Annotated in this window: 11 protein-coding genes; 4 read left to right on the top strand and 7 right to left on the bottom strand. The window is 74.7% G+C overall.

Going from position 1 to position 10,922, the window contains the following annotated elements:
• The first annotated feature begins 235 nt into the window (after positions 1 to 235).
• Positions 236 to 1,363, top strand: coding sequence for a porin (locus MNY62_RS01240; protein WP_242342270.1), 1,128 nt, complete (start codon positions 236 to 238; stop codon positions 1,361 to 1,363).
• A gap of 51 nt (positions 1,364 to 1,414) precedes the next feature.
• On the opposite strand, the gene glgP is transcribed toward MNY62_RS01240, so the two are convergent.
• The 6 genes from glgP to MNY62_RS01210 all read right to left on the bottom strand — a co-directional run bounded on the left by glgP (position 1,415) and on the right by MNY62_RS01210 (position 8,013).
• A complete protein-coding gene (glgP, locus tag MNY62_RS01235; RefSeq protein WP_242342269.1) occupies positions 1,415 to 3,550 on the bottom strand; it encodes an alpha-glucan family phosphorylase in 2,136 nt (711 codons plus the stop codon).
• Between the two features lie 21 nt (positions 3,551 to 3,571).
• A complete protein-coding gene (locus MNY62_RS01230; protein WP_242342268.1) occupies positions 3,572 to 3,973 on the bottom strand; it encodes a hypothetical protein in 402 nt (133 codons plus the stop codon).
• Between the two features lie 127 nt (positions 3,974 to 4,100).
• Positions 4,101 to 4,712 carry a YitT family protein gene (locus MNY62_RS01225; protein ID WP_242342267.1) on the bottom strand — a complete coding sequence of 204 codons (612 nt, stop codon included), beginning with the start codon at positions 4,710 to 4,712 and terminating at the stop codon, positions 4,101 to 4,103.
• Positions 4,713 to 4,765: 53 nt separating this feature from the next.
• Positions 4,766 to 6,130: a metallophosphoesterase gene (locus MNY62_RS01220; RefSeq protein ID WP_242342266.1), complete on the bottom strand. Its 1,365-nt coding sequence runs from the start codon at positions 6,128 to 6,130 to the stop codon at positions 4,766 to 4,768.
• A 244-nt stretch (positions 6,131 to 6,374) separates the two neighbouring features.
• On the bottom strand, positions 6,375 to 7,355 hold the full coding sequence (locus MNY62_RS01215; RefSeq protein WP_242342265.1) for an NADP-dependent phosphogluconate dehydrogenase: 981 nt from the start codon (positions 7,353 to 7,355) through the stop codon (positions 6,375 to 6,377).
• The gene (locus MNY62_RS01210; RefSeq protein WP_242342264.1) at positions 7,336 to 8,013 is read right to left on the bottom strand and encodes a cyclase family protein; all 678 of its coding nucleotides are present in this window, start codon (positions 8,011 to 8,013) and stop codon (positions 7,336 to 7,338) included. Before MNY62_RS01210 ends, MNY62_RS01215 begins: the two co-directional genes overlap by 20 nt.
• Positions 8,014 to 8,166: 153 nt before the next feature.
• On the opposite strand from MNY62_RS01210, the gene MNY62_RS01205 reads away from it, so the two are divergent.
• Together MNY62_RS01205 and MNY62_RS01200 are read left to right on the top strand one after the other, a co-directional pair.
• Positions 8,167 to 8,628, top strand: coding sequence for a hypothetical protein (locus MNY62_RS01205; protein ID WP_242342263.1), 462 nt, complete (start codon positions 8,167 to 8,169; stop codon positions 8,626 to 8,628).
• Positions 8,628 to 9,140: a hemerythrin domain-containing protein gene (locus tag MNY62_RS01200; protein WP_242342262.1), complete on the top strand. Its 513-nt coding sequence runs from the start codon at positions 8,628 to 8,630 to the stop codon at positions 9,138 to 9,140. Before MNY62_RS01205 ends, MNY62_RS01200 begins: the two co-directional genes overlap by 1 nt.
• On the opposite strand, the gene MNY62_RS01195 is transcribed toward MNY62_RS01200, so the two are convergent.
• A complete protein-coding gene (locus MNY62_RS01195; RefSeq protein ID WP_242342261.1) occupies positions 9,125 to 10,027 on the bottom strand; it encodes a LysR family transcriptional regulator in 903 nt (300 codons plus the stop codon). The genes MNY62_RS01200 and MNY62_RS01195 overlap by 16 nt on opposite strands.
• 115 nt (positions 10,028 to 10,142) lie before the next feature.
• Between MNY62_RS01195 and MNY62_RS01190 the strand changes: the two genes are divergently transcribed.
• Positions 10,143 to 10,694: a YceI family protein gene (locus tag MNY62_RS01190; protein ID WP_242342260.1), complete on the top strand. Its 552-nt coding sequence runs from the start codon at positions 10,143 to 10,145 to the stop codon at positions 10,692 to 10,694.
• The last annotated feature ends 228 nt before the right edge of the window (positions 10,695 to 10,922 follow it).

The raw sequence follows: 10,922 nt of genomic DNA, 5'->3' as shown, positions 1-10,922 counted from the left end.
CCGTGATAACGGAAACATCCTAGATAACGGACGACCGTCAGGTCAAGCGGAGGGGTCTCGACCGCGCGAGCGCGACGGGGCAGGTGAGGCGTCGGAGGGGTCGGGTCCCCGGCCCTGCGGTGAAGCGACCAGCGGTGGACACTGTACAGCTCGATCGTTCGTCTGTTATAGCGGATGAACCGTCGCATCGACGGACAGACGCTCGCCGTCAGCCTGCCTTCCCCCGGAGAACCCGATGATCCTCGCCGCTCTCGTCCTCGCCTCCGCCGTTGCCCAGGCCAGCCCTGCCTCGGCGCCGCCGCCCACCGCTCCGCCTGCGCCCGCGTCCACGGTCGCGGCGGCGACCGATCGCGCGGCGCCGCCCCCCGCGTACGCGCCCAGGCCGGTCGCGTTCGGCTACCTCGACTTCCAGCTCTCCTCGACGGATCGTCCGGGCCCAGCACCCGGGGTGAGCACGGCCGAGTTCCGCCGGGCGCGGATCGGGATCCGCGGCGAGGTGCTGCCGCGGGTCGGCTACACCGTCCTGTTCGACGCCGCCGACACGTCGCTGAAGGACGCGTACGTCGCGCTCCGCCTCGCGCCGCGGCTCGAGCTACGGCTCGGGCAGTTCAAGACGCCCTTCGGGTACGAGCAGGCGGAGTCCGACACGAAGCTCCTCTGGGTCTACAACTCGTACGTGGTCGCCGCCCTCGCCCGCGGCCGCGACAGCCGCGACCTGGGCGCGCTGCTCACCGGCAAGTTCAGGCTCTCCTCAGCGCTCGACGCAGAGCTCGCCACGGCGGCCGTGGACGGCGCGGGCCCGAACGCGAAGGACGACCTGAACGAGAAGAACGTCTGGGGACGGGCCGGCGTCGCGCTCTCGCTCGGACGCACGGTCGCGCGCGCGGGCGGGTCGTACGGCTACGGCCATCAGGTCCAGTCCCTCGGGGCGGACGGGAAGTTCGGCACCATCGGCGCGGTGCTCGACGACACGTACGCGTACTTCCATACGGCGGGCGCCGACCTGACGCTCGAGACGCCGTGGTTCTTCGGCGTCGCGGAGCTCATCGAGTCGCGCCGCCGCGTCCGGAAGTACGCGTCGCCGGCGACCGTCGCCGCCTCGGATCAGGACGCGCGCGGCTGGTACGCGGGCTTCTACGGCAAGACGCCGTGGAGCGTCGGGCCGGTGTTCCGGGTGGAGCAGTACGATCCGAACGACGCCGGGTCGGCCCGCGGCGATCGCTACGAGCGGTACACGCTCGGCGCCTATTACGACCTCCTGTCGGTGAACGCGCGGCTGGTCGCGAACTACGAGCTCGATCGGTCGGACCGCCCGGTGCGCACGGGCAACCGGCTCATCGCGCTCGCGCAGGTCGTGTTCTAGGCAGCGGGAGGGGCCGCTTGCGCGGGGGGACTTCCCCCGCGCGCGCGGAGCTCACGCACCGCCACCGTAGACCGTGCGGACGTAGTCGCCGAGCGCGCGCGCGGTGCAGAACGCCGGTCCCAGGGTCCTGAGCGACGCCTTCACGCGCCGGACCCAGCCCCGCGGAATGCCCGCCGCGTCGCGCTCGTGGAAGAGCGGGATCACCTCCCGCTCGAGCAGCGTGTAGAAGGCGCCGGCATCGCGGGCGTCCTGCAGGATCGTGTCCGGGGCCGGGGCGCTCGCGATCGCCCAGCCGTTCGCGCCGTCGTACCCCTCGCACCACCAGCCGTCGAGCACGCTCAGGTTGAGCCCGCCGTTCACGGCCGCCTTCATGCCGCTCGTGCCGCTCGCCTCGAGCGGCGGGCGCGGGAGGTTCACCCAGACGTCGCAGCCCGCCACCAGCGCGCGCGCCGTCTCGAGGTCGTGGTCCTCGAGGAACACCACCCGGTCGCCGGCGAACGGCTCGCCCTTGAGCGCGAAGATCGCCTGGACCATGGTCTTCGCGGCGTCGTCGCGCGGGTGGGCCTTGCCGGCGATGATCGTCTGCATCGGGCGGGGCCCCCCGATGATCGCGAGCGCGCGGCGCGGGTCCGCGACGAGCAGGTGGAGCCGCTTGTACGAGGCGACGCGGCGGGCGAAGCCGGAGGTGAGCACGCCGGGGTCGAAGGTCCGTGCCGCCCGCTCGACGTAGGCGATCGGCTCGCCGCGCGCGAGCCGGTCGCTGACGGAGCGCGCGCGGACGAAGGCCACGAGCTCGGCTCGCAGCCGGCAGCGGACGGCCCAGAGCTCCTCGTCGGGGATGTCGTCCACGCCCGCCCAGCGCGCCGGGTCCGCCGCGCCCGCGAGGAGGTCCGCGCCGAGGTGGCGCTCGAGCAGCGCGCGCATCGCGGGCGCCATCCACGTCGGCAGGTGGACGCCGTTCGTGACGTGCGTGATCGGCACGTCCTCCAGCCGGCGCCCGGGCCAGTGGTGGGCCCACATGGCGCGCGCGACCTCGCCGTGGCGACGGCTCACCCCGTTCGCGGAGCGGGAGGTCCGGAGCGCGAGATCCGTCATCCCGAACGGCTGCGGCGCGCTCACGTCTGTCCCGCGCCCCAGCGCGAGCGCCTCGTCGCTCCCGAGGCCGAGCGCGGCGAGGTACGGCCCGAGCACCGCTGCGAGCTCCGCGGGCGCGTACGCCTCGTTGCCCGCCGCGACGGGGGTGTGGGTGGTGAAGACGACCCGGCGGCGCACCTCCTCGAGGGCGCGCTCGAGCGGCTCGCCGCGCGCGAGCGGCTCCCGCGCGAGCTCGAGCGTGGCGAGCGCCGGGTGCCCCTCGTTGAGGTGCAAGACGGCGGGCCGGATCCCGAGCGCGGAGAGCGCGCGCACCGCCCCGATGCCGAGGAGCGCGTACTGCATGAGCCGGTACTCGCGGTCGCCGACGTAGAGCTGCGCCGTGATGAAGCGATCGATCGCCGCGTTCCCCGGCACGTCGCTGTCGAGCAGGAAGAGCGGGACGCGCCCGACCTGCGCGCGCCAGATGGCCACCTCCACGCTCCGGGCGCAGATCGGGACGCGCACCGAGAGCGGCGCCCCCGCGGCGTCGCGCGCGCGCTCGAGCGCGAGCTGCTCCGGCGTGACCGTCGTCCAGTACTCGTGCTGCATCCCCGAGGGATCGAGCCGCTGGTGGAAGTAGCCGCGCCGGTAGAGGAGCCCCACCGCCACGAACGGCACGCGGCGGTCGGAGGCCTCCTTGAGGAGATCGCCGGCGAGGACGCCGAGGCCGCCCGCGTAGATCGGGAGCGAGGCGTGGATCCCATACTCCGCGCAGAGGAACGCGATCGGCGCCTCCGGGCGCGCCGGCGGCGCGGCCGCTGCGGGGGCGGCGCGCTCCGCGTCGAGCGCGCGGGCGAGCCGCGCCATGGCGTCGAGGAGCGCGGGGTCGCTCGCGGCGGCCTCGAGCGTCCGCCGCGGCGCCTCGCGCAGGAGCCGCACCGGGTTCCGGCCGCACGCCTCGAAGCGCTCGGGATCCACCGCCCGCCACAGCGCCTCGCCGCCGGGCTGCCAGCTCCACCCGTAGTCGAACGCGATCCGCGCGAGCGGCCGGAGCGGCACGGGGAGGCCGGCGGCGAGGACGTCCTCCGCGGTCTCGAGGGGCATCTCGGGCATGGCGGACCTCGGCTCTTTCTCCTAGCGCCGGGGAGGCCGCCCGATCACGAGCTCCGCCGACGCCGAGACGGGCTCGCCGTCGGGCCCGACGCCCGGCCGCCACGCGCAGCCCTCGAGCGCGCGGCGCAGCTCGACCGTCTGCGAGGGGGTGAGCGCGGGGGTGAGGAACTGCACGAGGGTGAGCTTCCCGGTACGGTCCACGTCCACCGCCACCCGGACCTGCTCGATGCCTTCGACGAGGAGCTTGTCCTGGACGGTCCCCCGGCACGTGGGATCCGGCTCGGGGACGGCGGTCGCCGCGGCCGACTCCGGGATCCCGCCGCGCTCCCTGGCGCCGCGTGCGCCGAGGCAAGCGAGCGCCATCGCGCCCGCGACCACCACCGCGCGCCCGAGCGCGCCCCAGCTCCTCTCGGCCAGGCCCATGCCGACATCGTACGCCCGGGAGCGGGCACGGGCGGGGGCGAGGCCGGTTGCCTCGCGCGGGGGAGCGGCTGCGGTACGGCGAGTCCCGCGGAGGGAGCCAAGCCCCTCCCGGTCGCGGCCGGCCGCGTCAGGTCCCGAGGTAACGGCCCGGCCGGTGGTTCACGGCGAGGACGACGTTCAGGGCGACGGCGCCTACGACGGAGAGGGCGATGGTGGAGAGCGGCGCGACGAACAGGGAGGCGAGCACGACGAGGGAGTCGACGACCATCTGGAACACGCCCGCGCGGACGCCGTGCCGCTGCTGCAGGTGGATGGAGAGGATGTTGAGGCCGCCGAGGCAGGCGTGGTGGCGGAAGAGCACGAGGAGCCCGACGCCGACGAGGACCCCGCCCATGAGGGCGCCGTAGAGCGGGTGGAGCCGGTCGAGGTGCAGCACCGCCGGGAGGAGGTCGGACGCGACGGAGACGAGCGCGATCGCGACGAACGTCTTCACCGTGAAGCGCCACCCCATCCGCCGGACGCCGAGCCAGAAGAACGGCAGGTTGAGCGCGACGAAGAGCTGGCCGAAGGAGAAGGGCGTCACCCGGGTGAGCAGGAGGGCGATGCCGGCGGTGCCGCCCGTCAGCAGCTTCGCCTGCGCGAGGAACCCGTAGCCGAGCGCGACGAGCGCCGAGGCGGTCAGGATCGCCTGGGCGTCGTCGAACGCGCTGTGGCTCTCCGCTGAGAGGGCGGTCTCCATGAGGCGCGGCAGATTAGCGGAACGTCCCCGCGCTGTCGTGCCCCGCCCGTCCGTCACCGCCGGCGGGCGCGTGCGCCCCGGCGCGTCCACGCGAGCACCGCGCCGACGAGGGCGACCGCGAGGGCGCCGCCGGGGCCTGAGCCGCAGCCGCCGCCGCCCGACGCCTTCGGGCCGGTGACCGACTGCTCCGGCGGAGCGGACGAGGACGGCTGGCCGGGCACCTGCGGCGTGACGCCGTCGGCGCTCGGAGGCGGGACGTCCTTCACGATCTGGAACTGATCGAGGAGCGAGCCGTCGGGCCGGACCGCCTCGACCCGGAGCGTGCCGGCGTCGAGCGTGAGGATGAGGTGCTGGTACTCCGTCGCGCGGAACGCCGTCCACTCGGCCGCCGGGAGCACGGATTGGTACAGGTAGTCGCTGCCGCCGCCGGCGGTCAGGTACACGGGGGCGCCAGGGTGGTCGTAGTCCTTCTTCACGACCGCACCCTGCCGCGCCGGCCAGGTCCGCTCGTACAGGTGGTTGTGGGCCTGCAGCACGAGATCGACGCCGTACTTCTCGAACGGGCCGAGGAGCGCCGCCGGGATCTCCGGGTAGACGCCGTACTTGCCGGTGGCGAGCGCCGGCCGGTGCATCGTGACGATCTTCCAGGGCGCCTTCGTCGCGGCGAGATCCGCCTCGAGCCAGGAGACCATGGTGGCCGCGTCGCAGCCCATCTCGTTCGCGTTCATCGGGACGATGCAGTTCGTGTCGAGCGCGGCGACGTGGAGGTCGCCCCAGTCGAACGAGTAGTAGCGCTCGCCCTGAGGACCCTGCGGCAGCTCGACCGCGTCGAGGTACGGCTGCGCGAACGGGGTCCGGTACTCGTGGTCGCCGACGCCGGTCCACATCGTCGCGGACCGCATGACGTCCTTCCACACGCCGAAGAACGTGGTGTCCCACTCGCCCGCCGCGCCGTCGGGGTACGAGTTGTCGCCCATCGTGAGCACCGCCTCGATGCCGCGCATCTCCATGCGCGCGACGTTGGCGCGGGCGTTCGGGCCCGCCGAGCCGGTGTCGGCGGTCGCGCCGAGGACGGCGTGGCGCGCCGCCTCCGTCCCGGGCACGGCCGGCGTCCGCACGGAGCCGTCGCCGGCGGGCGCGCCGTCCACGGTCACGTGGAACGCGATCGTCGTGGCAGGCGGGAGCCCCTCGAGCCGGAGCAGGTGCTTCGTCCCGTCGCTCTTCGCCTGCGCGGTGCCGCCGCCGGGGAGATCCGCGGTCGCCTCGACGTGCGCGGCCGCGTCGGTCGCGACGACCACGAGCGTGGAGGTGGTCGTGGTCTGCTGCAGGAACGGGCCGCGCACGATGGTGGCGGCGACTGCGAGCTGCGGGAGCGCGAGGGCTGCGGCGAGCGCGGGGAGGCGCGAGGTGAGGCGCACGGACGTCTCCTTCCACGTCCGCTTCCGCGGACGTCGGGGCGAGCACGACGGTTCGTTGTGGCGCTGGGTTGAACAGCCGGGCGTGCGCGCCTCATTCCGTCCGGAGGACGAGGGGAGGTGCGGGCGAGTACGGCCCTGTGGGTGTCACCGCGGGACGCGAGTGTGCCGCTCGAAGGCGCGTCGTTCACGGGCCTGGGACCGGGCTCGGGCTGCCGCGGCGGCGACGTCTCGAGCGGCGGGATCGCTACCGCGGCGCGTCCGGATCGTCGCGCCACGTCCCTCCCACCTGGCCTTTGCGCCGCTCCTCCGCGACCGGGGCGCTCGGGCCGTAGGGGTGGCCGCCGAAGCCGTGGCGCATCATCGCGATGGCGCGTGCCCAGCGCTTCTCCCCGTCGCGGGAGGCGAAGAGCTGCAGGACCGCCTGGGCGATGACCGGGATCGGCGCCTCGAGCCGCAGCGCATCGGCGACGAGCCAGGCCACCTCGCCCGTGTCCTCCACGTAGGGCGGCACGGCCTCGAGCCCGCCCTCGGAGGCGTACCCGTCGTGCATGAGGTCCATGAGCCAGCCGCGGATGACCGAGCCGTGCCGCCACGCGGAGAGGACGGCGGCGACGTCGAGCCGGTCGTGGTAGCGCTCGAGCAGGTCGACGCCCTCGCCGATGGCCTGGAGCATCCCGAACTCGATGCCGTTGTGGACGAGCTTCGTGAAGTGGCCCGCGCCCGGCGGGCCCGCGTGCACGTAGCCATCCTCGACGGCGAGCGCCCGGAGCAGGGGCTCGACCCGGGCGATCGCCGAGGCCTCGCCTCCCGCCATGAAGCAGGCGCCGCGCCGCGCCCCCTCGACCCCGCCGCTCGTTCCGAGGTCCACGAGCTCGATCCCCTGGCCCGCCAGCCGGGCGTGGCGGCGGATCGAGTCGCCCCAGTACGAGTTGCCGCCGTCGACGGCAACGTCGCCGCGAGCGAGGAGCGGCGCGAGCGTGTCGAGGAGCGCGTCCACCGGCGGGCCAGCGGGGACGTACAGGAACACCGCGCGCGGCGGCGCGAGCGCCGCGACGAGCGCGGCGGGCGTTCGGACCTCCTCGACGCCCGCCGCGAGGAGCTCAGGGCGCAGCCCGTGCGCGTCGAGCCCCACGACGCGGAGCCCGACCTCGCGCGCCTGGAGCGCGAGCCCCCCGCCCATCCTGCCGAGCCCCACGACCCCCAGCTCACCCGATGCGTACGCCATCCCGCTTCTCCCCCTCCGCGCCACCCGGCCGCAAGAGCGCTCGCGCAGGCGCGCCGTCGCCGCCGGCCAGCCGCAGCGGCAGGCACAGGAGCTCGTACGCGCCCTCCGGCGCGTCCGTGAGGTCGAGCCCCTCCAGGATCCACACGCCGCCCTCGAGCAGCGTCCGGTGCACCGTCGCGCCGTCCTCGCCGCGGTAGGGGCCCACGGACAGGTAGTCGATCCCGACCGGCGCGATCCCGCGCGCGACGAGCAGCGCCGCCGCCTCCGGCGTGAGGTGCACGGCGTCCTCGACGAACCGGTCCGAGCGCCACGCGCGCGGGGAGTTGCGCGTCCGGAAGAGCACCCGCTCGCCGCGGCGGAGCTCGAGCGTCTCGAGGTGCTCGGGTCGGATCGCCACCGGGTCGTCGACGGCGACGACCCGCGCCGGCCCGCTCGCGAGCGCGAGCGGCATCGCGTCCACCGCGGCGCCCCCCTCGACGTAGTGGAGCGGAGCGTCCACGTGCGTGCCCGTGTGCGCGCCGAGCCGCAGCGAGGAGACGTTCGCGCCGTCCGCCGCCAGCGCGCGCACGCGCTCGACGTGCACGGCCGGATCGCCCGGCCAGTGCATCATGCCGTCGCGGATCGGGACGGTCACGTCGATCCACCCGCCCTGGGCCACCGCCCATCCTTGTCCGGCGATCGCCGCGCGGACATCCATTTCGGAGCGGCCGCCCCGCGGCTCGCGTTGACGCCGGGCGGCCGCCTGCCTAGAAACCATCGTACGGCGCGCGCGACGGTCGCCCGGACCCGCGCCGCCCCTCCGGAGCGCCCGATGCCCTACGAACCCGGCGAGGTCGTGCGCCGCTACGAGAGCGGTGCCGCCGCGCATCCCAACGGGAAGGCGCTCGCGCCGGACGCGCAGGCCGCCTTCGGCGCCGTGCAGCGGACGGACGCGGGGTTGCTCGGCTCGGCGCGGACCCGCGACTCCGCGCGGCGCGAGTGGATCGTCGAGGCCCACCGGGAGCGCCGCCGCGGGCGGTTCCTCGTGCTCCGCCCCGTCCACGGCGACCTCGAGCCGTTCCGCGCCACGGCCGACGGCTACCGGCCGGACACGCACCTCGCCATCTCCGCCGAGGACTGGACGCTCCTCGCGCTCCTCGCCGCCGGCCACGAGGGCGACGCGGGACGCCCGGACGAGGAGCTCGCCCTGGCGGCGTTCCGCGTCGCTGACCGGATGGTGCGCGACGCCCAGCACCGGCTGCTCATGGGCGCCGCCGAGGACGAGGAGGACTGATGCGCCTCACCGCCGCCGGGCCCATCGCTCGCCACCTCACGGACGATCACGCGTACCTCGACGCGCTGCTCGACCGCGCCGTCCCCGTCCCGGGGACCCTGGACCGCGAGGCGTTCGACGCCTTCCGCGCCGGGCTGCTCCGCCACATCGCGCTCGAGGAGAAGATCCTGCTGCCCGCCACCCGCCGGGCGCGCGGCGGTGAGCCGCTCCCGGCCGCGCGCCAGCTCCGGATCGAGCACGGCGCCCTCGCGTCGCTGCTCGTGCCGACCCCCACCGCGGAGCTCGTGACCGAGCTCCGATCCATCCTCGTACCGCACGACGCACGCGAGGAGGAGCCCGGCGGCGTGTACGACCAGTGCGACGCGCTGCTCGCGGGCGAGGCGGAGGCGCTCGTCCAGCGGATGCGGGAGTACCCGCCGGTGCGGGTCGCACCCTACGCCGACGGCCCGAGGGTCCTGCGCACGGCCGAGGCCGCGCTGAGGCAGTCGGCGGCGAGTCACGGGGGAGGCTGAAGCCCCCGCGGCGTCCCCGCCAGCTCCACCACCAGCTCCCGGAACGCGCTGACCTTCCGCGGCACGTGCTTCGCCGCCGGCGTCACCACGTGGAGCGTCCCCGCCAGGCGCTCGTGGCGCGGGAGGACCCGCACCAGGCGTCCGGCCACCACGTCGGGCTCCGCCACGAAGGAGGGGAGCAGGCCGATGCCCGCGCCGGCGCGGACCGCGTCGCGCGCGAACAGGAGGTCGTCGCAGACGATGCGCGCCCGCCCGGTCAGGTCCGCGGGCTCGCGCCCGGTCCCGAGGCGGAGCTTCTCCGCGCCGCCGCGGAAGATCACCCGGTCGTGCTCCTCGAGCTCGGCCTCCGAGCGTGGCGTGCCGCGGCGGGCGAGGTAGAGCGGCGACGCGAAGAGCCGCGCGACGATGGGCGCCACCTTGCGGACGACGAGCGTGGAGTCCTGGAGCTTCGCGGCGACCCGCAGCGCGACGTCGAAGCGCTCGGCGACGAGGTCCACCACGCGGCCGGTGAGGTGCAGGTCCACCGAGACCGACGGGTAGCGCGCCGTGTAGCGCGTCACCACCTCGGCGAGGAAGAGCACCCCCAGGTCGACGGGCGCGGTCACGCGGAGCACGCCGCTCGGCTCCTCCTCCCGGGAAGGCACCTCGCCGAGGACCGCCTGCACCGAGCGGAGCAGCGGCGCGGCCCGGTCGTAGAGCGCCGTGCCCGCGGTCGTGAGCGCCACCTGCCGGGTCGTGCGGAGGAGGAGCTGCACGCCGAGCTCCGCCTCGAGCCGGGCGACGCCACGGCTCACCGACGACTTCGGCAGCCCGAGCTCCTTCGCGGCGGCGGAGAAGCTGCGGCTCCGCGCGACGGCCTCGAAGACGGTGAGGAGGTTGAGGTCCATCGTTCCTCCAGTGGAACGGAGATATGCGCATAGGCAGATTGCGCCGTATCCGGAACGATAGCAAGACTCCCTCCATCGAGCGCGAGACGCGCCGAACGAAAAGGACGGAAACGAAATGGCGACCACCCCCTGGGACATCGACGTCGGACACTCCGCGGTGCACTTCTCCGTGCGCCACATGGTCATCTCGAAGGTGCACGGCCGCTTCGGCCGCTGGGCGGGCACCGTGCAGCTCGACCCGCAGGACCTCGCCCGCTCCTCGGTCGAGGTCACGATCGATCCCGCGTCGATCGACACCGGCGTCGCGGACCGCGACGCGCACCTCCGCTCGCCGGACTTCCTCGACGCCGCGGCGCACCCGGAGATCACCTTCCGCTCGAAGCGCGTCGAGCAGGCGGGCGGCGCGCTCAGGATCGTGGGCGACCTCTCGCTCCACGGCGTGGTGCGCGAGGTGACGCTCGAGGCCGAGTTCGCCGGCACCGGCAAGGACCCGTGGGGCAACGAGCGCGCTGGCTTCTCGGCGAAGGCCTCGCTCGACCGGCGCGACTACGGGCTCGTCTGGAACGCGGCGCTCGAGACCGGTGGCGTGCTCGTGGGCGAGAAGGTGGAGATCTCCATCGAGCTCGAGGCGGTGCGAAAGACGGCCGGGGCGACGGTCGCGGCCTGATGGCCGTGGCCGCTTGCGTCGATCTTCCCCCGCTCCATGCTTCGACAAGCTCAGCCCGAGCGGATCGAAGACCGCTCGCCCTGAGCCTGTCGAAGGGCGGCGGTGGGCGGGGTGGACTCGAGCGATCAGCGCCACGATGACGAGCTCGCCCGGCGCGGGCTTCATCGCGCGGCGGAGGTGGGGTAGAACCCCAGGCTTTCGGAGGCTCGCCCCGCCGACGCCGCGCGG

It is taken from the genome of Anaeromyxobacter terrae, assembly GCF_022690685.1.
In the GTDB taxonomy this organism is placed as follows: domain Bacteria; phylum Myxococcota; class Myxococcia; order Myxococcales; family Anaeromyxobacteraceae; genus Anaeromyxobacter; species Anaeromyxobacter terrae.
The sequence above is the reverse complement of the archived record's forward strand: the minus strand, read 5'-3'. Positions and strand labels throughout refer to the sequence as shown.

What these genes read in the sequence shown, in the direction of transcription:
- MNY62_RS01240 (WP_242342270.1), top strand. Translation starts at nt 236, where the DNA reads ATGATCCTCGCCGCTCTCGTCCTCGCCTCCGCCGTTGCCCAGGCCAGC.
- glgP (WP_242342269.1), bottom strand. Translation starts at nt 3,550, where the DNA reads ATGCCCGAGATGCCCCTCGAGACCGCGGAGGACGTCCTCGCCGCCGGC.
- MNY62_RS01230 (WP_242342268.1), bottom strand. Translation starts at nt 3,973, where the DNA reads ATGGGCCTGGCCGAGAGGAGCTGGGGCGCGCTCGGGCGCGCGGTGGTG.
- MNY62_RS01225 (WP_242342267.1), bottom strand. Translation starts at nt 4,712, where the DNA reads ATGGAGACCGCCCTCTCAGCGGAGAGCCACAGCGCGTTCGACGACGCC.
- MNY62_RS01215 (WP_242342265.1), bottom strand. Translation starts at nt 7,355, where the DNA reads ATGGCGTACGCATCGGGTGAGCTGGGGGTCGTGGGGCTCGGCAGGATG.
- MNY62_RS01205 (WP_242342263.1), top strand. Translation starts at nt 8,167, where the DNA reads ATGCCCTACGAACCCGGCGAGGTCGTGCGCCGCTACGAGAGCGGTGCC.
- MNY62_RS01200 (WP_242342262.1), top strand. Translation starts at nt 8,628, where the DNA reads ATGCGCCTCACCGCCGCCGGGCCCATCGCTCGCCACCTCACGGACGAT.
- MNY62_RS01195 (WP_242342261.1), bottom strand. Translation starts at nt 10,027, where the DNA reads ATGGACCTCAACCTCCTCACCGTCTTCGAGGCCGTCGCGCGGAGCCGC.
- MNY62_RS01190 (WP_242342260.1), top strand. Translation starts at nt 10,143, where the DNA reads ATGGCGACCACCCCCTGGGACATCGACGTCGGACACTCCGCGGTGCAC.